We start from the raw sequence: 23,352 nt of genomic DNA, 5'->3' as shown, positions 1-23,352 counted from the left end.
TCCTTCCCGAAGGGGCAGGGCGTGGAACGCCGTGCCCCGCGAGGGGGAGGAAGGGAGGGGGCGGGCCTCAATTTGTTTTTCCGGCCAGGCGCCATGGTTCTCCATCGAAGCCCACCCTCTTTGGTTCCGGCTTGGCCGGCTCATGGGATACCGCCTGGGCTTGGCCCTGTTGATCAGTTTCCTGGCTGCGCTGAATGTCAGTGCCGCGCCGGCCCCGGCCCGGGTGGATCGGGTCCAGATGCCGGCCTGGCTGGAGCGGGACGGCTCGCCCGTGCCCATGAGCCCGGGCCTGGAAGTGCGGAATGGCGACCGGCTGCGTACCGGGCCCGGAGCGCGGGTCTATCTGCGCTTGGCTGAGGGCAGCACCATCAAGCTGGGGGAGTCGGCCCGGGTGGTGTTCCATCACCGGGGCGATAGCCCCGAGTCCCATTTCCGCGGCGCCATGGAAGTGCTGATCGGTGCCTTTCGCTTCACCACTGACCTGCTGCGCCGGCTGGAGGAGCGGGAAATGGTGATCCGGGTCGGTACCGCCACCATCGGCATCCGGGGCACCGATGTCTGGGGACGGACCACGCCGGAACAGGATCTGGTGATGCTGCTGGAAGGTCGCATCGACATCAGCCCGGCCGCCGGCAGCACCTTCGCAATGGCGGAACCCCTGACGGCCTATGTGGCGCTCCGGGGCCAGGCGGGAACCGTGGTGGGCGTGTCCCAGGCAGAACTCCAGGCCCGGGCAAGGGAAACCGAAATATTGCCCGGCGATGGCGCGGTGGGGCCGGGAGGCGCCTGGTCCCTGGTTCTGGGGGCGCCAGCGGACGAGGAAGTGGCCCTGGAACGCTACGAACGCGCCCGGGCAGCGGGTTTCGCCGTTCATATCCGGCCCCTCGCCGCCCAGAGGGGGAGCTGGACCTACGAGGTGCTGCTGCCCGGCTTTGCCGATGAAGCCGAGGCCCGTGCGGCGGCGTCCCGGATACAGGCCGCCCTGGGACTGGAAGCCCGCCCCCGCCCCTGAGGTCCTGGAGTCCGGCGCCTATAATCGGTCGGCTTCCTTTTCCCCGCCGCCATGAATCATCTCCTCGAAAACCTCAATCCCGAGCAGCTTGCCGCTGTCACCCTGCCGCCCCAGCATGCCCTGATCCTGGCCGGTGCCGGCTCCGGCAAGACCCGGGTGCTGACCACTCGCATCGCCTGGCTGATTTCCACCCGCCAGGTGACGCCCCAGGGAATACTGGCGGTGACCTTCACCAACAAGGCGGCCAAGGAAATGCTGGCCCGGCTCTCGGCCCTGCTGCCCATCAATACAAGGGGGATGTGGATCGGAACCTTCCACGGCCTGTGCAACCGCCTGCTGCGGGCCCATTACCGGGACGCGGGCCTGCCCCAGTTGTTCCAGATTCTCGACATCGCCGACCAGCAGGCCGCCATCAAGCGCCTGCTGAAGGCCCTCAACGTGGATGACGAGAAGTTTCCGCCCCGGGATCTGCAACACTTCATCAATGCCCAGAAGGAACAGGGTTTGCGCTCCGCCGCCGTGGAGGCCTGGGATGACCACACCCGGCGCCGCGTCGAGCTTTACGCCGCCTACGAACAGCAGTGCCAGCGGGAAGGCGTGGTGGATTTCGCTGAACTTCTCCTGCGCTGCTACGAACTGCTGGAACGCAACGAACCCCTGCGCCGCCACTACCAGGAGCGCTTCCGCCACATCCTGGTGGATGAGTTCCAGGACACGAACATTCTTCAATATCGCTGGCTGAAGCTCCTGGCAGGGCATGCGGAACGGGGCCGTGCCGCCGGGCCGTCCCAAGGCGCGGCAGCGTTATCCATGGAGGCCGCATCAGCGGCCGAACCCCCGTCACCCCCGCCCTTGGGGCGGGGGATGGGGGGTGGGTGCATGGAGTGCGCTTGCATGTTCGCGGTGGGAGATGATGACCAGTCGATCTACGGTTTTCGCGGCGCCGAGATCGGCAACATGCGGGACTTCGAGCGGGAATTCCAGGTGGACAACATCATCCGCCTGGAGCAGAACTACCGCTCCCACGGCAACATCCTCGATGCCGCCAATGCCATTATCAAGAACAATGAAAAACGCCTGGGCAAGAATCTGTGGACCGACGCCGGTTCCGGCGAGCCGATCCGGGTCTTCGAGGCCATGTCCGACGGCGAGGAGGCCCGCTGGATCGTCGAGGAAGTGCGTGCCCTGAGCCGGGACGGTCATGCTCGCCGGGAGATCGCCCTGCTCTATCGCAGCAACGCCCAGTCGCGGATCCTCGAACATTCCCTGTTCTCCGCCGGCATTCCTTACCGGGTCTATGGGGGCCTGCGTTTTTTCGAGCGCCAGGAGATCAAGCATGCCCTGGCCTATCTGCGCCTGATCGCCAACAGCGACGATGACACGGCTTTCGCCCGGGTGGTGAATTTCCCGGCCCGGGGCATCGGCGCCCGCAGCATCGAGGCCTTGCAGGATGCCGCACGGGCCGCCGGCAGTAGCCTGTTCGCGGCCATTCCCCAGGTGCCGGGCAAGGCCGGCGCCTCCCTGGCCGCCTTCGCCGCCCTGATCGAGAGCATGCGTCCGGCCCTGGACCTGCCCCTGCCGGAGCTGGTGGACCATGTGGTGGAGCTATCGGGCCTGCGCCTCCATTACCTGAACGAGAAGGAAGGCCAGGAGCGGCTCGCCAACCTGGACGAACTGCTCAATGCAGCCACCAGCTTCGTCGCCGAGGAGGGGCGTGAGGTGATGGAGCCCGAGGAGGCGGAATCCACGGGAGAACCGACGGGTGAGCTGAGCGCCGACCTGGCGGCCTTCCTCACCCATGCGGCCCTGGAGGCCGGCGAGCATCAGGCCGGCGAGGGGGACGACGCCCTGCAACTGATGACGGTGCATTCCGCCAAGGGCCTGGAATTCAACGTGGTGTTCATGAGCGGTCTGGAAGAGGGTCTGTTTCCCCACGAGAATTCCGTCCAGGAAGCCAAGGGCCTGGAGGAGGAACGGCGCCTGATGTATGTGGCGGTGACCCGTGCCCGGCAACGGCTCTACCTGTCCTTCGCCCAGACCCGCATGCTCCACGGCCAGACCCGCTACAGCCTGCCCTCCCGCTTCATCGACGAAATTCCCGGCGAGTTGCTGAAGTGGCTGACCCCCAAGGCGAAGAAGGGGGGCTACGCTTACGAGGTGGCCGATGCCTTCACGCCTTCGCCCCGTTCCCGGGTGAGCAGCGGGGGTGGCCTGCGGGTGGGGCAGAACGTGGCCCATGCCAGGTTCGGCCAGGGGGTGATCGTCAATGCCGAAGGCAGCGGCAGCGATGCCCGGGTACAGGTGAATTTCGGTCCGGCCGGCATGAAGTGGCTGGCCCTTTCCGTGGCCAAACTGGAGGCCCTGTGATGGCGACATTCAAAAGCAACGGCATCGACATTCGGTACGAGGTTCAGGGCGACGGGCGCGGGCCCTGGCTGACCCTGTGCCATTCCCTGGCCTGCGACCTCAGCATGTGGGACGACCAGCTGAATGCCCTGGGTTCCCGCTACACCGTGCTGCGCTATGACATCCGGGGGCACGGCGGTTCTGGTGCGCCGGACATGCCCTACAGTTTCGACATGATGGTGGCGGACCTCATGGGTCTGCTGGACGGCCTGGGGGTGGAGCGCACCCATTTCTGCGGCCTTTCCCTGGGGGGCATGATCGGCCAGCATTTCGCCCTGGCGGCACCCCAACGCCTCGATCGCCTGGTGCTGTGCTCCACCAGCAGCGGCTATGGGGCTGGCAATGGCATCGGGAAGCTTTGGGAGCAGCGCATCGACCAGGCCCGTGCCGAGGGCATGGAGGCCATGGTGGAGGGCACCCTGGGGCGATGGTTCACCGAGCCCTACCGCTTCGAGAATCCGGCGGTGATGGAACGCATCGCCACCCTGATCCGCAATACGCCCCTGGCCGGCTACGCTGGCTGCGGTCGCATGGTGGCCAGCCTGGATACCACGGAAGCGCTCTGTGCCATCCAGACGCCGACGATGGTGCTGGTGGGCGAGGAGGATGCCGGCACCCCGCCGGCCATGGCCGAGGTGATCGCCCGGGGTATCCCCGGCGCTCGCCTGGAAGTGCTTCCCCAGGCCTCCCACCTGTGCAATGTGGAGCAGGCCGAATTGTTCAACGAACTGCTGCTGGCTTTTTTGAACTGAACCATTGAGCGCCCCCAGGCCGCCTTGCGGCCGCCCCCCGAGGGGGGCAAAAACTCGGGGCGGCCCTTCGTTTTTTGAGAGGAGTGAAGATCATGGATGCCCATGTGCAGGCCGTCGAGACGCAAATACGGGAAACCCCCGGCTACTCCCAGGCCCTGACGTTGCTGGATGAGGAGGCGCGTTTGCAGTTCCTCCTGCGGGAAATCGAGGGGCAGTTGGAGAGTCTCGGCGTGGCCGGGAAACTGGCTCGCATCGACCGCCTGCGTCAGTCCCTGGCGGCCAGCGCCAGGAGCGCCGTCCAGTCGGGCTGATCCCCTCGTGGCGGAAAGACTCCGCCTGGGAGACCTGGAGGTCCGTTATCGGATCGAGGGCAGGCCAGATGCTCCCTGGCTGACCCTGTGCCATCCCCTGGCCTGCGACCTGAGTCTGTGGGATGCCCAGATGGCGGCCCTGACTCCCCACTTCCAGGTACTGCGCTACGACCTGCGGGGCCATGGCGGCAGCAGCGCCCCGCCTGGCCCCTACAGTTTCCCCTTGCTGGTGGATGACCTGCTGGGCCTGCTCGACGCCCTGGGCATCGCCCGCAGCCATTTCGTCGGCCTATCCCTGGGCGGCATGATCGGCCAGTACTTCGCCCTGACCGCGCCCGAGCGGCTGGGCCGCCTGGTCCTCGCCAGCACCACCAGCGCCCTGGGGCCGGAGGTGGAACCCCTCTGGCGCAAGCGCATCGCCAGGGCACGGGAGGGAGGCATGGCAACCCAGGTGGAAAGTTTTCTGGAGCGCTGGTTTACCGCGCCTTACCGCCTCGATCATCCGGCACTGATGGCCTCCATCGCCGGCCTGATATGCGCCACGCCAGTGGAAGGCTATGCCGCCTGCGCGGCCCTGATCCCCACCCTCGACATCACCGCCCGCCTCGGCGCCATCCGGGCGCCGACCCTGGTGCTGGCGGGGGAGCTGGACAGCAGTACCCCGCCCGCCATGGCCGAACTCATCACACTATCCATCCCTGGCGCCCGCCAGGACGTGATTCCCGATGCCGCCCATCTTTGCAATGTGGAACAGTCGGAACGGTTCAACGACTTGCTGCTGGAATTTCTAGAACCTCAATCCCATTGAAACGCTGGTCATGTCGCTGCTGGTGAAATTGAAGTTCGGGTCCCGTGCGAATTGCAGGAAAAAGCCTCGGTAGTCCAGGGTGGCGGCGATGCCCGTGCCCCGGTATGACACTTCATTCTCGCCGCGATGCTGGAAAAGGCCCACGGTCAGTTGCAGGCTCGGACTGGGAAAGCTTTGCCAGAGGGCGTGGGTGGTGCGCTGGCTGAGACCGAAACTTTCTTCCCGGGTGGTCAGCAGGGATGCCGTGCTTCCATTGCGGCCGCGATGTCCAATGCCGAAGCCGATGGTGCCGTTGGCATTGGGAGGCGTTTCCCCTCGGCCTGTCATGACCGGCATTGCCGTGGGATTGCCAGGCCCCCAGAAGGGAGCACCGGCACTCAAGGGTGAGGACCCGCTGGGAGAAAGCTGCAGGCGAAAGGACGTTGCTGTCTCGTCATCATCGCCCGGCCCGGCAGCCTGGGTGGATGGCGAAAGCAGGCAAGCGGAGGTAATCAAGGCCAGAAAGAAACGGCAACTGGGCAGGGGCGGCATGGGAACCTCCTGTAGGGCCTGGGAAACAGAGAAGGGGCGGGAGCCCTCACCCATCATAGGAAGCATCTGTCCAGGGCGCCAGTTGTCAGGCTCGCTTGCGGGCTTCAGTCTTGGCCCGCTTTTTCCGCGCCGCTTCCAGTTCGTCGTAAAGGGCGCCGAATTCCTGCGCCAGTTTGTGGTTCCGGTCCAAGTGGATCATGGGTCGGGCCTGCTGGTGGGATTCCTTGATCTTCACCGAGGCCGAGAGGTGGCTGCCCAGCACCGGCAGGCCCTCGGCTCGGAGTTCCTCCACCACCTGCCGGGGCAGGGAGGCCCGGGGCTGGTACTGGTTGACCACGATGCCTTCGATGGCGAGATCGCTGTTGTGGTCGACCCGTATCTCGGCCACGTTGTCCAGCAGGGTGTACAGCGCCCGGCGGGCGAATTCGTCACAGTCGAAGGGGATCAGACAGGCGTCGGCGGCGATCAGGGCCGAGCGGGTGTAGAAGTGCAGGGCTGGCGGCGTGTCGATCCAGATCTGGTCGTAGCCGTCGAGGGCATCCAGGGCTTCCCGCAGCTTATAGATCTTGTAGCGGGATTCCAGCTTGGCCTGGAGCTCTTCCAGGGCCGGGTCCGCCGGCAGCAGGTGCAGGTACTCGAAGGGCGTGGCGGTGATGAAGTCCTCGGTGGGCAGGGGCCGCAGCTTGAAGTTCAGCATCTGGTCGAAGAAGCCGGTGGCCGTGTGTTCCAGGCTGTCGGCGCCTGCGCCCAGCAGGTAGCGGGTGGAGTTGGCCTGGGGGTCCAGGTCCACCACCAGGGTGCGCTGTCCCCGGGAAGCCGAGATGGCGGCCAGATTGCAGGTAATGGTGCTCTTGCCGACGCCACCCTTCTGATTGAAAACGACGCGCTTCATGGAGCCTCCCTTGCCGATATGCGGGCCATTGTGCCACAAGCTTTCCGCTGTTTGCTGCGGCGCAATATTCGGTAAACCGCAAGATTGGGGGGCAAGGCCCGGGCGTATCATTCCGGTTCGCCTTGCATGTCATTGTGGAATCATGGAAAAAACTCAGGATCTGGCCGCGGCCGCGCTGGAATATCACGCCTTTCCGACTCCAGGGAAAATCGCCGTCGTGCCCACCAAGGGCCTCACCAATCAGCGGGATCTGGCCCTGGCCTATTCTCCCGGGGTGGCGGCGGCCTGCAACGCCATCGTCGCCGACCCGGCCCAGGTAAGCCGGCTCACCTCCCGGGCCAATCTGGTGGGGGTAGTGACCAACGGCACCGCGGTGCTGGGCCTGGGCAACATCGGCCCCCTGGCGGCCAAGCCGGTGATGGAGGGCAAGGGGGTGCTGTTCAAGAAGTTCGCCGGCATCGATGTGTTCGACATCGAATTGGCAGAGAACGACCCGGACCGGCTGATCGACATGATCGCCGCCATGGAGCCCACCTTCGGCGGCATCAATCTGGAAGACATCAAGGCCCCCGAGTGCTTCTACGTGGAAAGGAAGCTGCGGGAACGCATGAGCATCCCAGTGTTCCATGACGATCAACATGGCACTGCCATCGTGGTGGGGGCGGCCCTGCTGAACGGCCTCAAGCTCCTGGGCAAGCCGGTGGACCAGATCAAGCTGGTCACCTCCGGCGCTGGCGCCGCAGCCCTGGCCTGTCTGGACCTGCTGGTGATGCTGGGGGTGCGGGTGGAGAACATCTGGGTCACCGATATCGAGGGGGTGGTCTACGAGGGTCGCCCGGTGCTGATGGACCCCCTGAAGGCCCGCTATGCCAAGGCCACGGCGGCACGCAGCCTGGTGGAGGTGATCGAGGATGCCGACGTGTTCCTGGGCCTCTCGGCCGGCGGCGTGCTTAAACCCGAGATGGTGGTAAAGATGGCGCCCCATCCCCTGATCCTGGCCCTGGCCAATCCGACCCCGGAAATCCTGCCGGACCAGGTGAAGGCGGTGCGGAACGACGCCATCATCGCCACCGGCCGCTCGGACTATCCGAACCAGGTGAACAACGTGCTCTGCTTCCCCTTCATCTTCCGCGGTGCCCTCGACGCCGGAGCCAGCACCATCACCGAGGAAATGAAGCTGGCGGCGGTGCGTGCCCTGGCGGAACTGGCCCAGGCGGAAAGCTCCGACGTGGTGGCCCAGGCCTATGGCGGCGAGAACATTTCCTTCGGCCCCGAATACCTGATTCCCAAGCCCTTCGATCCGCGCCTGATCGTCAAGATCGCGCCGGCCGTGGCCCGGGCCGCCATGGACTCAGGCGTGGCCACGCGGCCCATCGCCGATTTCGATGCCTACCGGGAGAGCCTCAACAGCTTTGTCTATCACTCCGGTTTTGTCATGAAGCCGGTCTTCGCCGCCGCCAAGAAGGCGCCCCGCCGGGTGGTCTATTGCGAAGGCGAGGACGATCGGGTGCTGCGTGCGGTGCAGACGGTGCTGGACGAGGGCCTGGCTCGGCCGGTGCTGATCGGCCGTCCCGAGGTGATCGAGAGTCACCTGGAGAGGGCCGGTTTGCGGATGCGGCCCGGGAAGGATTTCGAGCTGGTGAATCCGGATTCCGATCCCCGCTACCGGGAGCTGTGGCAGGACTATCACCAGTTGATGGGGCGCCAGGGCATCACTCCGGAACTGGCGAAGAACTGGATGCGTTCGGATGCCACCCTGATCGGCGCCATGCTGCTGCGCCGGGGTGAGGTGGACGCGATGCTGTGCGGCACCGTGGGCCAGCATGCCCAGCATCTGAAGCACGTGCAGGACGTGATTGGCCTGCGGCCCGGCGCTCATTGTTTCGCCGCCATGAACCTGCTGCTGCTGCCGCGTCACACCCTGTTCCTGAGCGACACCTATGTCAATGAGGAACCCAGCGCCGAGCTGGTGGCGGAGATCGCCCGCATGGCGGCAGAGGAAGTGCGGCGCTTCGGACTCGCGCCCAAGGTGGCCCTGCTGTCCCATTCCAATTTCGGCAGCATCCGCTCCGACTCGGCGCGCAAGATGAGTCGAGCACGGGAAATCCTGGCCGGGCAGGTTCCAGGGCTGGAGGTGGATGGCGAGATGCATGGCGACGCGGCCCTGTCCGAGGCGATCCGCAACCGGCTCTATCCCGATTGCAAGCTGACGGGGGAGGCCAATCTGCTGATCATGCCCAACGTGGATGCCGCCAACATCGCCTTCAACCTGATCAAGGTCACCAATGGCGATGGCGTGACTGTGGGGCCGATCCTGCTGGGAGCCGCCAAGCCGGTGCACATCCTCACCCCGACCGCCACGGTGCGTCGGCTGGTGAACATGACGGCCCTGGCGGTGGTGGACGCGGCCTGATATTCATGGACACTGGCTTTCGCCGGTGTGACGGACTTAATCGAGGAACTACGGGAGGAAAGGCGATGAAGGCGAAGCGAAATCCACCTCTGGAGCGATGCTCATGAAGAGCTTTCTGATCGCCAATCCCAAGGGCGGCGTGGGCAAGAGCACCCTGGCCACCAATCTGGCGGGCGGGCTGGCCCGGCAGAACCACAAGGTAATGCTGGGGGACATCGACCGCCAGCAGTCCTCCCGCGACTGGCTGCGCCTGCGCTCTCCCTTGCTGCCCCGGATCGAATCCTGGGAGATCGAGGCCGACCGGCCGGCCCGCCCCCCCAGAGACACCAGCCATGTGATTCTCGACACCCCGGCCGGACTCCATGGCAAAAAGCTGGCCCAGGTGCTGAAGCTGGTGGAGCGGGTGATCGTGCCCCTGCAACCCTCTATTTTCGACATCCTGGCCACCCGGCATTTCCTCGACGCGCTGCTGGAGGAGCGGGACGTGCGCAAGCACCACGCTTATGTCGCCATCGTAGGTATGCGGGTGGATGCACGGACCCGGGCGGCAGGGGAGCTGGACCGCTTCCTCTCCAGCCTGGGACTGCCGGTGCTGACCTGCCTGCGGGATACCCAGAACTACGTCCAGGCCGCGGCCCACGGCATGACCATCTTCGATCTTTCCGCGTCACGGGCGGGGCAGGACTGGGAACAGTGGCAGCCCCTGCTGGACTGGGTGGAAAAGGACTGATCCGGTCCCGAGTCTTCGACGCCCCCTCAATTCCGCCCTTCGGGGGCGGGCCGGGGCGATAAAATCCGCCCATGCCCGCCCCCCGTTTCGTCCACCTCCGGCTCCATAGCGAGTATTCCATCACCGATGGCATCGTCCGTCTGGACGATGCCATTGGCCGCGCCGTGGCCGACGGCATGCCGGCCCTGGCCCTGACCGACCTGGGCAACCTGTTCGGCATGGTCAAGTTCTACACCGGGGCAAGGGGCAAGGGGCTCAAGCCCGTCATCGGCGCCGATGTCTGGATACGCGACGAGGACGCACGGGATCCGACCCGGGACAGTTTTGCCCGTGCCGTGCTGCTGGTAAAAAACCGGGGCGGCTACCTGCGCCTGTGCGAGCTGCTCTCCGCCGCCTATCTGGCGCCACGCCGCCAGGGACGAGCCGAGATCACCCTGACGGCCCTGGCCCAAGGGGACAACTCCGGCCTGATCGCCCTTTCTGGCAGCTCCCTGGGGGATGTGGGCCAGTGGCTGCTGGCCGGCAAGCTGGATCTGGCCGAGGAGCGGGCCGCCCGCTGGGCAAAGCTCTTCCCCGACAGCTACTACCTTGAAGTGCAGCGTCCCCACGGGGACAGACGCCAACCCCAGCAGGAGGCCCTGGTAGGGCTGACTGCAGCCCTGGCCGGCAAGCTGGACCTGCCCCTGGCGGCAACCCATCCGATCCAGTTCCTCGATGCCGACGACTTCAAGGCCCACGAGGCCCGGGTCTGCATCGCCGAGGGCTATGTGCTGGCCGACACGCGCCGTCCCAAGCCCTTCACCGAGGCCCAGTGCTTCAAGACCCAGGACGAGATGGTGGAGCTCTTCGCCGATCTGCCCGAGGCCGTCGAGAACACGGTGGAGATCGCCAAGCGTTGCAATCTTTCCATCACCCTGGGCAAGAATTTCCTGCCGGATTTCCCCACTCCGCCGGGCGTCACCCTGGACCAGCATCTGGCCGACGAGTCACGGGCCGGACTGGAACGGCGACTGGCCCAGCTCTACCCCGATCCGGCGGAACGGGAGGCCCAGCGTCCCCGCTACGCCGAGCGCCTGGAATTCGAAATCCGGACCATCCAGCAGATGGGCTTCCCCGGCTACTTCCTGATCGTGGCGGACTTCATCCAGTGGTCCAAGAACAACGGCGTACCGGTGGGGCCGGGACGGGGCTCCGGTGCCGGTTCCCTGGTGGCCTACAGCCTCTTGATCACCGACTTGGACCCCTTGTATTACGAGCTGCTGTTCGAGCGCTTTCTCAACCCGGAACGGGTGTCCATGCCCGACTTCGACGTGGACTTCTGCCAGGATGGCCGCGACCGGGTAATCCAGTACGTGAAGGACAAGTACGGCAGCCATGCCGTGTCCCAGATCGCCACCTTCGGCACCATGGCGGCCAAGGCGGTGATCCGCGATGTGGGGCGGGTGCTGGACCTGCCCTTCAACTTCGTGGACCAGTTCGCCAAGCTGATACCCAACGAACTGGGGATCACCCTGGCCGATGCCCTGGACAAGGAGCCCGCCCTGCGGGAGCGCATCGAGGGCGAGGAGGAGCTGGGCCAACTCTGGGAACTGGCCACCAAGCTGGAGGGCATGATCCGCAATGTGGGCATGCACGCCGGCGGCGTACTGATCGCACCGGGCAAGCTGACCGACTTCTGCCCACTCTACTCCGCCGACGGCGGCTCGGTGGTGAGCCAGTTCGACAAGGACGACGTGGAAAAGGCCGGCCTGGTGAAGTTCGACTTCCTGGGCCTGCGCACCCTCACCATCCTCAACGAGGCGGTGCACTTCGCCAACACGGTGGAAGGGGGGAGCGTGGAGTTGGAGACCCTGCCTCTGGACGATGGTTCCACCTACGAGCAGGTGTTCAAGAACGCCAATACCACGGCAGTATTTCAGTTCGAATCCGGCGGCATGAAGGACATGCTGGTCCAGGCCAAGCCTGACCGCCTGGAGGATCTGATCGCCCTGAACGCCTTGTACCGGCCCGGTCCCATGGACCTGATTCCCAGCTTCATCGCCCGCAAGCATGGCCGGGAGCGGGTGACCTATCTGACTCCGAGCCTGGAAAAGGTGCTGTCCACCACCTACGGCATCATGGTGTATCAGGAGCAGGTGATGCAGACCGCCCAAGTGGTGGCGGGCTACTCCCTGGGGGGGGCCGACATGCTGCGCCGAGCCATGGGCAAGAAGAAGCCCGAGGAAATGGCTCAGCAACGGGCGATCTTTGTCCAGGGCGCAGCCGGCAACGAGATCGACGAGACTACCGCCAACGAAATTTTCGACTACATCGACAAGTTCGCCGGTTACGGCTTCAACAAGTCCCATGCCGCCGCCTATTCCCTGGTGGCCTACCAGACGGCCTGGCTCAAGTGTCATTACCCGGCCTCCTTCCTGGCGGCCACCCTGTCGTCGGAAATGGCCAACACCGACAAGGTGCAGTTCTTCTGCAACGATGCCAAGCAGGGTGGGCTCACTTTCCTGTCACCGGACATAAATGCCAGCGGCATTCGCTTCCAGCCGGTGGATGGCAAGAGCATCCGCTACGGCCTGGGCGCCATCAAGGGCACCGGCGAGTCGGCCCTATCGGTGATTCTCAAGGCCCGTGAAGAGGGTGGCCCCTTCAAGGATCTGTTCGATTTCTGCCGCCGCATCGACAAGCGGGTGGTGAACCGGCGGGTGATCGAGGCCCTGATCCGGGCTGGCGCCTTCGACAGTGTGGACGACCATCGCCACAAGCTCTTCGCTTCCGTCGGCATCGCCCTAGAAGCGGCGGAACAGGCCGAGCGTAACGCCCATCAGGGTGGCTTGTTCGATCTGGGCGGGCCGGGAGAACCCGGCGCCAGCGAGACGCACTATCTGGAGGTGCCCCGCTGGAGCGAACGGGAGCAGTTGCTGAACGAAAAGCCGGCCCTGGGTTTTTTCCTCTCCGGCCATCCCTTCCACGGCTATCGGCAGGAAGTTGCCCGCTTCACCCGGCGCAGCCTGTCCCAACTGGAGCCCCAGAAGGAACTGGTGCTGATGGCCGGCGTGGTGGTTTCTACTCGTACCCAGATGACTCGGCGCGGCAAGATGGCCATCGTCATGCTGGACGATGCCAGTGCCCAGGTGGAGGTCACGGTATTCAACGAGCTGTGGGATGCCGAGCGGGCCAAGATCAAGGAAGACGAGCTGCTCTTGGTGGAGGGCAAGGTGCAGAAGGACGAATATATGGGAGGCTTGCGGGTCACGGCGGACAAGCTGATGACCCTGGCCGAGGCCCGTAGTCGTTTCGCCCGTCAGTTGCGCCTGTCCATGAACGGCCAGGCCGATGCAGAAAAACTGCGCAGCCTGCTGGCACCCCATCGCCACGGCCCCTGTCCGGTGCGCTTGGCCTACCGCAACAACGAGGCACAGGCGGAAATGACCCTGCCCGAGGGCTGGCGGGTGCGTCTCGATGATGCGTTGCTGGAGGCGCTCCAGGACTGGCTGACGCCGGGCAATGTGGAAGTGATCTACGGATGATCCGGCTGATCGATACCACCCTGCTTGGCGAACTGAACGCCGAGGCCGCCGCCAGCCCCCGGCGGCGGCGCAATCACAACTTCCATTCGGCCGACGACCATCCTGCACATCGCCTGCTCAACGCCATCGAACCGGGTTCCTACGTGGCGCCCCATCGGCACTTGGAGACAGCGAAGGATGAAACCATGCTGGTCCTGAAGGGGCGGCTGGGACTGGTGATCTTCGACGATGGAGGCGGTGTGGTGCAGACCGTCGTACTGGCGGCAACAGGCGATGTGCGTGGAGTGGATATTCCCCATGACACCTGGCATTCCCTGGTGGCCCTGGAAACGGGCACGGTGTTTTTCGAAACCAAGGCCGGCCCCTATCGGGCGCTTACAGTCGAGGAACGGGCACCCTGGGCGCCGGCGGAGAACGATGGGGCGGCGGCAAAGTATCTACGGCAACTGGAACAGCATTTTTGTTAAAACTTGGCGGCTGACCGCTGGATCGGAAAACCAATAAAAAACGGCCGCCCGAAGGCGGCCGTTTCAATTCCAAGATCGGGTTTAACCGATATCAGAAGGAGTGACGCAGGGAGGCGCCCAGGGAGCGGGGGTCGCCGCCGGCAGCCTGACCAGTTACAGCGTTGTTGTAGAAGTTGGAAGCGGAAGCAGAGCCGTTGTCGATCTTGGTCCAGTAGGCACGGACCTTGGTGCGCTTGCTCAGGTCGTAGCTGTAGGCCAGGGACCACTGCTTGGCATCGGAATCCGCCAGATCGCCGGTGGAGAGTTCCACTTCCTTGGCGCGGGCATATTCGACGGAAACCAGGCTACGGCCAAACTGATGACCGGCACCCACCATCCAGGCGGTGCGCTCGGCGGACGGGTTGGCAACCAGAGCGGCGGCACTGTTCTCATACTTCTGCTTGTCCCACAGGGCAACGATGCTGGTGCCCTGGCCGAAGTTGTACTTGCCGGTCAGGCGATTGGCCTTCAGCTCGTCGCTGTAGGGGGTGCCGACAGCAACGGCGCCATTCAGGGCGGTAGCCAGGGTGCTGAACTGGACTTCGTTGCGAGTGACGTGGGCATAGCCCAGAGTCAGGCCGCCGATGGCGTACTGCAGGCCCAGTTGCCATTCCTTGCCGTTCACCGAAGTAGCGGCGCCATCGGTGTTGCGGTTGCCGGCGGCAGCGTACAGCAGGGTGGCGTTGAAGCCGTTCACCGTGGGGGAAACATAGGCGATGGCGTTGGAGGTCCGATCATCGGTGCCGGTCTTGACGCCGCCAATGGTGCCGTAGATGGCGCCGGTGTAGGCCACGCCGGAAGCGCCGGGAGCATAGCTCAGGGCGTTGCCCTGGGCGCGGTAGGGACCGGTCAGGGTGCCGACCTTGACGGAGCCGAAGGCGCCGGAAAGGCCCAGGAAGGAATCGCGGGAGGCGCCAAAGTTGGCGGCGGAGTTCAGGCCGTTGGTGCCGCCGTTGGTGTCGGCGTTGTTGCCGTAGGTCAGGGCGGTTTCCAGTTGGAAGAGGGCCTTCAGACCGTTGCCCAGATCTTCTTCGCCCTTGAAACCGATATGGGAGGAGTTGCTGACCACGCGGGTCTTGTTGCCCATGTTGGCGGCTTGGTTGCTGATGGAGGCGGATTCCACGCCCAGGTCGGCCACGCCGTAGATGACGACATTGGACTGGGCAAAGGCAACGCTGGACAGACCGGCGATGGCCAGGGCGATCAGTTTCTTCTGCATGTATTTCTCCTTGATTGAAAAAACGTGGGTAATGCGAATGGCTACACGTGTTTAGCCACTGGATGACCCGAGGCTTCTAGGTAAGCGGGCAAATTATAGGCTGCCGCTGACAGCTCCAAGTCTGGGGAATGAATGTTTTGTCATGGAACTGCAATAAAACTGTTGGGTTGGTGCAACAGTCATGCCTTGTTCATGCCAATTTTGTCACAGCCAGTGAAAACGGCCGCCAGTGGCGGCCGTTCCGGATTGTTCGTATTTCAATGGAATCAGAGTTCCTTGGAGTGCTCGGTCAGATACTTGGCAACACCATCCGGGCTGGCCTTCATACCGGCCTTTCCCTTGTTCCAGCCGGCTGGGCAGACCTCGCCGTGTTCTTCGGTGAATTGCAGGGCATCCACCATGCGCAGCATTTCGTCGATATTACGGCCCAGGGGCAGGTTGTTGATGACCTGATGCTGCACCACGCCATTCTTGTCGATCAGGAAGGAGCCTCGGAAGGCTACGCCACCAGCAGACTCCACGTCATAGGCCTGGCAGATCTCGTGCTTTACGTCGGCCACAAGGGTGTACTTGACCTGGCCGATGCCTCCTTTTTCGATGGGGGTGTTCTTCCAGGCCAGATGAGAGAACTGGGAGTCGATGGAGCAACCGATCACCTCCACGCCCCGGGCCTTGAAGTCATCGAAGCGGTGGTCGAAGGCGATCAGTTCGGAGGGGCAGACGAAGGTGAAGTCCAGGGGATAGAAGAACAGCACCGCGTGCTTGCCTTTGATGTGCTCGGAAAACTTGATCTGCTTGATTTCATTGTTGCCGAAGACTGCGTTGGCGCTGAAATCGGGTGCTTGCTTGCCGACGAGTACAGCCATGATTTTCTCCTTGTTGGGGTTGCGGGGTAGGACGTAATGGTGCTCTCCGCCAAGGAGGTATGTCAATCGACTCAGCCTATCGGGGGGATAGGGGCAGGCAATGGAAAATAGTGCCTATGCGGTAGGCAATTGAGTGAACCCGATATATTCCCCCTCGCCGGGTTCCACCGCCACCTGCTCTACCCGGGCAGCGGGGGGGCCGCTTCTGGACCAGGCGATCTGGGCAGCGACGGCCTCGGGGGCGCCGGCGATCATGGCTTCGACACTGCCATCGTGACGGTTGCGTACCCAGCCGGTGACACCTAGGCGCTGCGCTTCCTGGGTCATGCTGGCCCGGTAGCAAACGCCCTGGACGCGACCGGTGATGATGAGGTGGCGGATTTCCATTGATGACATCAGCAACGACCCCAATCAGTTACCTCCAATCCAGAAAATGGGCCGGAGGGATGGTCCTCACTTCACCCGCATGCCCGGTATGGCGCCGCTGTCGGGGGAGAGAATGAACAGCCCCGGCGTTTTCCCGTCTTCGTCGGAGGCCGCCAGCACCATGCCCTCGGACATGCCGAATTTCATCTTGCGGGGGGCCAGGTTGGCCACCATGACGGTGAGTCGGCCCACCAGGACGGCGGGGTCGTAGGCGGACTTGATACCGGCGAAGACCTGGCGCGGCCGCATTTCCCCATTCTCTGTCTCGCCGATGTCCAGTTCCAGTCGGATCAGCTTGTCGGCGCCCTCCACGTGGGAGGCGGTCACGATGCGGGCGATGCGTAGATCCACCTTGGTGAAGTCGTCGATGGAAATTGTGGGGCTGGTCTGCATCTTGTCCACTGCCTGTTGTTGGTGCTGGGCGTGGCGCTGCAGGGAGTGCTGTTCCGGCTTGGGTTCCAGGTACTCCTTGTTTGCAGCCACCAAGGCTTCGACTTGCTTGGGGTCGATGCGGGTCATCAGATGTTCGTAAGCTCTAATTTCATGCCCCACCGGCAGCAGTTGGGCCGCGTCGGCCCAGGTCAGTGGCGCAATATTGAGGAAGGCCTCGGCCTGGGTGGCGAGGTGGGGCAGCACCGGCTTCAGGTAGAGGGTCAGCAGACGGAAAGCATTGATCAGTACCGTGCAAACGTAATGCAGGATGGCTTCCTTTTTCGGGTCCTTGGCCAGTTGCCAGGGCTGGTGCTTGTCCACAAACTGATTCACCTGATCGGCCAGGGTCATGATGCGGCGCAGAGCGCGGCCGTAGTCCCGGGCCTCGTAATGGCCGGCGATCTCTTCCGCCGCCTCCATTAGCCCCGGCAGGTCGCCGCGGAACTGGTCATCGAGATGGACGTGGAGCAGTGCGCCGCCGAAGCGTTTCTGGATGAATCCGGCGGCGCGGCTGGCGATGTTGATGTACTTGCCCACCAGATCGGCATTTACCCGCTGGACGAAGTCCTCCAGGTTGAGGTCGATGTCCTCCAGGCTGCCGTTGAGCTTGGCGGCGAAGTAGTAGCGCAGCCATTCCGGGTTCAGTCCCTGCTGGAGATAGCTCTCGGCGGTGATGAAGGTGCCCCGTGACTTGGACATCTTGGCACCATCCACGGTCAGGAAGCCGTGGGCGAAGATGCTGGTGGGCGTGCGGTAGCCGGCCTGCTCCAGCTCGGCGGGCCAGAACAGGGCATGGAAGTAGAGAATGTCCTTGCCGATGAAGTGGTACAGCTCGGCCTGGGAATCCCTGCCCCAGTATGCGTCGAAGTCGAGGCCCTTTCTGGCGCAGAGATTGCGGAAGGAGCCCATGTAACCGATGGGAGCGTCCAGCCAGACATAGAAATACTTGCCCGTGCCCTTGCCGGATTCGCCGGGAATCTCGAAACCGAAGTAGGGGGCGTCCCGTGAAATGTCCCAGTCGGTGAGCTTGTTCTCTCCCTCGGCGCCGAGCCACTCCTGCATCTTGTTGGCGGCTTCCTGCTGGAGGCGCCCTGCCTGGCGGGTCCAGCTCCGCAGGAAGGCCTGGCAGCGGGTGTCCGACAGCTTGAAGAAATAATGATCGGAATGACGCAGTTCCGGCTTGGCACCGGAGACCGCCGAATAGGGATCCTTCAGGTCCGTGGGGGCGTAGGCAGCGCCGCAGGATTCGCAGGAGTCGCCGTACTGGTCCTTGGCACCGCACTTGGGGCATTCGCCCTTGATGAAGCGGTCCGGCAGGAACATCTGCTTCACCGGGTCGTAGTACTGCTCGATGGAGCGCACCTCGATCAGGCCGGCCGCCTTGAGCTTGCCGTAGATGTCCTCGGCGTAGAAGCGGGTTTCGTCGGAATGGGTGGTGTGGTAGTTGTCGAAGGCCACGTGGAAGCCGGCGAAGTCCCGGCTGTGCTCCCCATGGACCCGGGCGATCAGCTGCTCCGGGGTGATGCCCTCCTTCTCGGCCCGCAGCATGATGGGGGTGCCGTGGGTGTCGTCGGCGCAGACATAGTGGCACTCGTGGCCCCGCATTTTCTGGAAGCGCACCCAGATATCGGTCTGGATGTATTCCACCAGATGGCCCAGGTGGATGGCGCCGTTGGCGTAGGGCAGGGCGCTGGTGACGAGAATCTTGCGGGAGGTCATGGGGGAAGTGGCACAGACGGGGAAACTGGGATTCTAGCAAAGGGGCTCGGTCGGCTATACTTGACGCCCTCGCTCGACTATTCGCAAACCCAGCCAAGACAAAGGTTCCCAACGCCATGAGCATGACCGACAGCCTGGTACAGGCAGCCCTCAAAGAAGTGATCGACCCCAACACCGGCAAGGACCTGGTGTCCTCCCGCAATATCCGCAATCTCAAGGTTTCCGGCGACGAGGTTACCCTCGACGTGGAGCTGGGCTACCCGGCCCGCAGCCAACTGGACATGATCCGCAAGCTGGTGGTGGATAGGCTGACGGCCCTTGGGGCGAGCAAGGTGAATGTGGATGTGCGCCACAGGATCGTCAGCCATGCGGTGCAGAAGGGCGTGAAGCTGGTTCCCGGTGTGAAGAACATCATTGCCGTGGCCTCGGGCAAGGGTGGCGTGGGCAAGTCCACCACGGCGGTGAATCTGGCCCTGGCCCTGGCCGCCGAAGGCGCCGGCGTCGGCATCCTGGATGCCGATATCTACGGTCCTTCCATTCCCCAGTTATTGGGCATCCATGGTCTCCAGCCTGCCTCCAGTGATGGCAAGTCCATGGAGCCCATGGAGGCCCATGGTCTCCAGGCCATGTCCATCGGATTCCTGGTGGATGTGGAAACGCCCATGGTCTGGCGCGGTCCCATGGTGACCACGGCCCTCCAGCAGTTGCTGAACGAAACCCGCTGGCGGGAATTGGACTACCTGGTGGTGGATATGCCCCCCGGCACCGGAGATGTCCAGCTCACCCTGGCCCAGAAGGTGCCGGTCACCGGCGCGGTAATCGTCACCACGCCCCAGGATCTGGCCCTGCTTGATGCCCGCAAGGGCCTGAAGATGTTCGAGAAGGTGGGGGTGCCCATCCTGGGCCTGGTGGAGAACATGAGCATCCACATCTGCAGCAACTGCGGCCACCCGGAGCACATCTTCGGCGCCGGAGGCGCGGCCCGCATGGCCCAGGACTACGGTGTCGAGGTGCTGGGTTCTTTGCCCCTGGACATCCATATCCGCCAGCAGGCCGATGGCGGCAAGCCCACCGTGGCAGCGGAACCGAATGGCCAGATCGCCGAGATGTATCGGGCCATCGCCCGCCGGATAGCGGTACGCGTTGCCGAACAGGCGAAGGATATGAGTTCACGCTTCCCCAATATCGTCGTGCAAAACACCTGAAACGACCGGGGAATTGTGATCTAATCCGCCCTAAATCCACCTGGCGCCCCCGCTTGACGGGGGCGCCGCGTTTCAGGGAAGCAGCAGGCATGGCCATCAAATCGGACAAATGGATACGCCGCATGGCGGAGCAGCACGGCATGATCGAACCCTTCGAGCCTGGCCTGGTGCGGGAGGTCAATGGTCAGAAGATCGTCTCCTATGGCACCTCCAGCTACGGCTACGATATCCGCTGCTCGAGGGAATTCCGGGTGTTCACCAACATCAATTCCACCATTGTGGATCCGAAGAACTTTGATCCGAGTTCCTTCGTCGAGATGGATGGCGACTACTGCATCATCCCGCCCAATTCCTTCGCCCTGGCCCGCACCATGGAGTACTTCCGCATCCCGCGCAACGTACTCACGGTCTGCCTGGGCAAGAGCACCTACGCCCGCTGCGGCATCATTGTCAACGTGACGCCCTTCGAGCCCGAATGGGAAGGCTACGTGACCCTGGAGTTCTCCAACACCACGCCCCTGCCCGCCAAGATCTACGCCGGCGAGGGCTGTGCTCAGGTGCTGTTCTTCGAGTCCGACGAAGTCTGCGAGATTTCCTACAAGGACCGGGGCGGCAAGTACCAGGGCCAGGTCGGTGTGACATTGCCCAAGATTTAAACGGAATACTGTTTCCAGGCGGCCATTGACGCGGAGGCCCCGCCGCCGGGCCGCCCCAAGGCGGGGCCAGTCCAATAAACGGAGTCCGCGCCAGGCGCGGACGAACACCAGTTATCCCCTTCCTAGGGAAGGGGGCTAGGGGGTAGGTCCACCATGCGCTTTCATTTTCCCATCATCATCATCGACGAGGACTTCCGTTCCGAGAACGCTTCGGGCCTGGGGATTCGTGCCCTGGCCAAGGCCTTCGAGGATGAAGGCCTGGAAGTGCTGGGAGTCACCAGCTACGGCGACCTGGCCTCCTTCGCCCAGCAGCAGAGCCGGGCTTCGGCCTTCATCCTCTCGGTGGATGACGAGGAGCTGGCCCTGGAGCCGGAGGAAACCCTGGCCGAGCTGCGGGCCTTCGTCAGTGAAATCCGCAACCGCAATACCGAGATACCCATCTTCCTTCATGGCGAGACCCGCACCTCCCGGCACATTCCCAACGACGTGCTGCGGGAGCTGCACGGCTTTATCCACATGTACGAGGACACGCCGGAGTTCATTGCCCGCAACGTCAAGCGCGAGGCCAAGGCCTATCTGGATTCCCTGCCGCCGCCGTTTTTCCGCGCTCTTACCCACTACGCTGCCGACGGTTCCTATTCCTGGCATTGCCCCGGCCATTCCGGCGGCGTCGCTTTCCTCAAGAGCCCGGTGGGGCAGATGTTTCACCAGTTCTTCGGCGAGAACATGCTGCGGGCCGATGTCTGCAATGCCGTGGAGGAACTGGGCCAGTTGCTGGACCACACCGGGCCGGTGGCCGCCTCCGAGCGCAACGCGGCGCGGATTTTCCATGCCGACCACCTGTTCTTCGTCACCAACGGCACCTCCACCTCCAACAAGATCGTCTGGCACTCCACGGTGGCCCCCGGCGACGTGGTGATCGTGGACCGCAACTGCCACAAGTCCATCCTCCACGCCATCATGATGACCGGCGCCATACCGGTATTCCTGATGCCCACCCGCAACAACTACGGCATCATCGGGCCGATCCCGAAGAGCGAGTTCAAGTGGGAGAACATCCAGAAGAAGATCGCCGCCCACCCCTTCGCCAAGGATGTTCAGGGCAAGCCCCGAGTGCTGACCATCACCCAGAGCACCTATGACGGCATCCTCTACAACGTGGAGGACATCAAGGCGGAATTGGACGGCAAGATCGAAACCCTGCATTTCGATGAAGCCTGGCTGCCCCACGCCGCCTTCCACGATTTCTACGGCGACTACCATGCCATCGGCGCTGACCGGCCCCGCTGCAAGGAGTCCATGGTGTTCTCCACCCAGTCCACCCACAAGCTGCTGGCAGGCCTTTCCCAGGCCTCACAGATTCTGGTGCAGGATGCCGAGAACAACCGGCTGGACCGGGATGTGTTCAACGAGGCCTACCTGATGCATACCTCCACCTCGCCCCAGTACTCCATCATCGCCTCCTGCGATGTGGCGGCGGCCATGATGGAGGAGCCGGCGGGAACAGCCCTGGTGGAAGAGTCCATCGCCGAGGCCCTGGATTTCCGTCGCGCCATGCGCAAGGTGGATGAGGAATGGGGCGCAGACTGGTGGTTCAAGGTCTGGGGGCCCGATGACCTGTCCGAGGAAGGCATCGAGGAGCGGGCCGCCTGGATGCTCAAAACCGGCGAACGCTGGCACGGTTTCGGCGATCTGGCCGAAGGCTTCAATATGCTGGATCCGATCAAGGCCACCATCATTACCCCGGGCCTCGACGTGGACGGCGACTTCGCCGACGACTTCGGCATCCCCGCCGCCATCGTCACCAAGTACCTGGCCGAGCATGGCGTGATCGTGGAGAAGTGCGGCCTCTACAGCTTCTTCATCATGTTCACCATCGGCATCACCAAAGGCCGCTGGAACACCCTGGTCACCGCTCTGCAACAGTTCAAGGATGACTACGACAAGAACCATCCGCTGTGGAAGGCCCTGCCGGAATTCGTCGCCAAGCATCCTCGCTACGAGCGCATCGGCCTCAAGGATCTATGCACCCAGATTCACGAGGTGTACAAAGCCAACGACGTGGCGCGGCTCACCACCGAGATGTATCTGTCCGACATGGAGCCGGCCATGCGCCCGGCCGATGCCTTCGCCCGCATGGCCCACCGGGAAATCGAGCGGGTGGCGGTGGATGCCCTGGAAGGCCGGGTTACCGCCGTGCTGCTGACCCCCTATCCGCCCGGTATTCCTCTGCTGATTCCGGGAGAGCGCTTCAATCGCAGCATCTGCAACTACCTGAGCTTCGCCCGGGAGTTCAATGCGGGCTTCCCTGGCTTTGAGACCGACATCCACGGACTGGTGAAGGGTGAGGACGGCCGTTATTACGTGGACTGCGTGGCCCGCTGATTTCCTGGGCAGGCGGGCCCTATGCCTGCACCCGCTCGTAGGTGACGAATGCAAAACCGGTCCCGTTCTCGCTGACACCGGCGCGGCGGGCGGTTTCCCGCCATTGGGCAGGTGAAATTTCCGGGAAGAAGGCATCGGCCTCCGGTGCCAGATCCACCTCTGTCAGAACCAGGCGGCGGGCATGGGGCAGCGCCAGGGCGTAGAGCTCGGCGCCGCCGATGACGAAGGCGGACGCCTGACCCGCAAGCACCAGGGCCGCCTCAAGACCATGGGCCACCTCCGCCCCCTCGGCCCGATAAGCCTCTTGGTGGGTTACGACAATATTGCGTCGCCCCGGCAGGGGCCGGAAACGGGGCGGCAGGGATTCCCAGGTGCGACGCCCCATGATCACCGCAGCTCCCATGGTGGTTTCCCGAAAGAAGCGCATGTCCTCCGGCAACCGCCAGGGCAACTGATTGCCCTTGCCGATGGCTCTGTTCCTAGCTACGGCGGCGATCAAGCTAAGGCACGGCACTTCCGACGGCTTTACACTCATTCTGAAAACCTCGCTGCTCACCCG

Annotated in this window: 19 protein-coding genes; 12 read left to right on the top strand and 7 right to left on the bottom strand. The window is 63.8% G+C overall.

The genetic code is table 11. The annotated features are described in order from the left end of the window. The first annotated feature begins 142 nt into the window (after positions 1 to 142). The 5 genes from DENOEST_RS17180 to pcaD (DENOEST_RS17160) all read left to right on the top strand — a co-directional run bounded on the left by DENOEST_RS17180 (position 143) and on the right by pcaD (DENOEST_RS17160) (position 5,289). Complete coding sequence (locus DENOEST_RS17180; RefSeq protein ID WP_170228098.1) at positions 143 to 1,012, top strand: FecR family protein; 870 nt, start codon at positions 143 to 145, stop codon at positions 1,010 to 1,012. 51 nt (positions 1,013 to 1,063) lie between these two features. Then, positions 1,064 to 3,379 (top strand): UvrD-helicase domain-containing protein, encoded by a 2,316-nt coding sequence (locus DENOEST_RS17175; RefSeq protein WP_145769485.1) that lies wholly within the window; start codon positions 1,064 to 1,066, stop codon positions 3,377 to 3,379. Further along, positions 3,379 to 4,170, top strand: a complete 792-nt coding sequence (gene pcaD, locus DENOEST_RS17170) for a 3-oxoadipate enol-lactonase (protein WP_145769484.1) — start codon at positions 3,379 to 3,381, stop codon at positions 4,168 to 4,170. The genes DENOEST_RS17175 and pcaD (DENOEST_RS17170) overlap by 1 nt, the downstream gene beginning before the upstream one ends. A gap of 92 nt (positions 4,171 to 4,262) precedes the next feature. Next, on the top strand, positions 4,263 to 4,481 hold the full coding sequence (locus DENOEST_RS17165) for a hypothetical protein (RefSeq protein ID WP_170228097.1): 219 nt from the start codon (positions 4,263 to 4,265) through the stop codon (positions 4,479 to 4,481). Between the two features lie 7 nt (positions 4,482 to 4,488). Further along, positions 4,489 to 5,289: a 3-oxoadipate enol-lactonase gene (pcaD, locus tag DENOEST_RS17160; protein WP_170228096.1), complete on the top strand. Its 801-nt coding sequence runs from the start codon at positions 4,489 to 4,491 to the stop codon at positions 5,287 to 5,289. Here pcaD (DENOEST_RS17160) and DENOEST_RS17155 read toward each other — a convergent pair. Further along, entirely contained in the window at positions 5,269 to 5,820 is a 552-nt protein-coding gene (locus DENOEST_RS17155) for a hypothetical protein (RefSeq protein ID WP_145769482.1), read from the bottom strand. The genes pcaD (DENOEST_RS17160) and DENOEST_RS17155 overlap by 21 nt on opposite strands. An 85-nt stretch (positions 5,821 to 5,905) precedes the next feature. Beyond that, a complete protein-coding gene (locus DENOEST_RS17150) occupies positions 5,906 to 6,712 on the bottom strand; it encodes a ParA family protein (RefSeq protein WP_145769481.1) in 807 nt (268 codons plus the stop codon). A 142-nt stretch (positions 6,713 to 6,854) separates the two neighbouring features. On the opposite strand from DENOEST_RS17150, the gene DENOEST_RS17145 reads away from it, so the two are divergent. The 4 genes from DENOEST_RS17145 to DENOEST_RS17130 all read left to right on the top strand — a co-directional run bounded on the left by DENOEST_RS17145 (position 6,855) and on the right by DENOEST_RS17130 (position 13,846). Next, on the top strand, positions 6,855 to 9,125 hold the full coding sequence (locus DENOEST_RS17145; RefSeq protein WP_145769480.1) for an NADP-dependent malic enzyme: 2,271 nt from the start codon (positions 6,855 to 6,857) through the stop codon (positions 9,123 to 9,125). A 103-nt stretch (positions 9,126 to 9,228) separates the two neighbouring features. Continuing rightward, complete coding sequence (locus DENOEST_RS17140) at positions 9,229 to 9,855, top strand: ParA family protein (protein ID WP_145769479.1); 627 nt, start codon at positions 9,229 to 9,231, stop codon at positions 9,853 to 9,855. A 71-nt stretch (positions 9,856 to 9,926) separates the two neighbouring features. Continuing rightward, positions 9,927 to 13,379, top strand: coding sequence for a DNA polymerase III subunit alpha (dnaE, locus tag DENOEST_RS17135; RefSeq protein ID WP_145769478.1), 3,453 nt, complete (start codon positions 9,927 to 9,929; stop codon positions 13,377 to 13,379). Then, entirely contained in the window at positions 13,376 to 13,846 is a 471-nt protein-coding gene (locus DENOEST_RS17130; RefSeq protein WP_145769477.1) for a WbuC family cupin fold metalloprotein, read from the top strand. Before dnaE ends, DENOEST_RS17130 begins: the two co-directional genes overlap by 4 nt. Positions 13,847 to 13,937: 91 nt before the next feature. Here DENOEST_RS17130 and DENOEST_RS17125 read toward each other — a convergent pair whose 3' ends face one another. From DENOEST_RS17125 to metG, 4 genes are all read right to left on the bottom strand, one after another. Next, a complete protein-coding gene (locus tag DENOEST_RS17125; protein WP_145769476.1) occupies positions 13,938 to 15,104 on the bottom strand; it encodes a porin in 1,167 nt (388 codons plus the stop codon). A gap of 266 nt (positions 15,105 to 15,370) precedes the next feature. After that, the gene (locus DENOEST_RS17120) at positions 15,371 to 15,970 is read right to left on the bottom strand and encodes a peroxiredoxin (protein ID WP_145769475.1); all 600 of its coding nucleotides are present in this window, start codon (positions 15,968 to 15,970) and stop codon (positions 15,371 to 15,373) included. A 114-nt stretch (positions 15,971 to 16,084) separates the two neighbouring features. Further along, positions 16,085 to 16,357, bottom strand: a complete 273-nt coding sequence (locus DENOEST_RS17115; protein ID WP_145769567.1) for an acylphosphatase — start codon at positions 16,355 to 16,357, stop codon at positions 16,085 to 16,087. Positions 16,358 to 16,423: 66 nt separating this feature from the next. Beyond that, the gene (gene metG, locus DENOEST_RS17110; protein WP_145769474.1) at positions 16,424 to 18,547 is read right to left on the bottom strand and encodes a methionine--tRNA ligase; all 2,124 of its coding nucleotides are present in this window, start codon (positions 18,545 to 18,547) and stop codon (positions 16,424 to 16,426) included. Positions 18,548 to 18,663: 116 nt separating this feature from the next. On the opposite strand from metG, the gene apbC reads away from it, so the two are divergent. From apbC to DENOEST_RS17095, 3 genes are all read left to right on the top strand, one after another. After that, entirely contained in the window at positions 18,664 to 19,752 is a 1,089-nt protein-coding gene (apbC, locus tag DENOEST_RS17105; RefSeq protein ID WP_145769473.1) for an iron-sulfur cluster carrier protein ApbC, read from the top strand. Between the two features lie 89 nt (positions 19,753 to 19,841). After that, the gene (dcd, locus tag DENOEST_RS17100; protein ID WP_145769472.1) at positions 19,842 to 20,408 is read left to right on the top strand and encodes a dCTP deaminase; all 567 of its coding nucleotides are present in this window, start codon (positions 19,842 to 19,844) and stop codon (positions 20,406 to 20,408) included. A gap of 153 nt (positions 20,409 to 20,561) precedes the next feature. Next, a complete protein-coding gene (locus DENOEST_RS17095) occupies positions 20,562 to 22,793 on the top strand; it encodes an arginine/lysine/ornithine decarboxylase (protein ID WP_145769471.1) in 2,232 nt (743 codons plus the stop codon). Positions 22,794 to 22,812: 19 nt separating this feature from the next. Here DENOEST_RS17095 and DENOEST_RS17090 read toward each other — a convergent pair whose 3' ends face one another. Then, entirely contained in the window at positions 22,813 to 23,292 is a 480-nt protein-coding gene (locus tag DENOEST_RS17090; RefSeq protein ID WP_332068236.1) for a dihydrofolate reductase, read from the bottom strand. Between the last annotated feature and the right edge of the window lie 60 nt (positions 23,293 to 23,352).

Source organism: Denitratisoma oestradiolicum, from assembly GCF_902813185.1.
Taxonomy (GTDB): domain Bacteria; phylum Pseudomonadota; class Gammaproteobacteria; order Burkholderiales; family Rhodocyclaceae; genus Denitratisoma; species Denitratisoma oestradiolicum.
The sequence above is the reverse complement of the archived record's forward strand: the minus strand, read 5'-3'. Positions and strand labels throughout refer to the sequence as shown.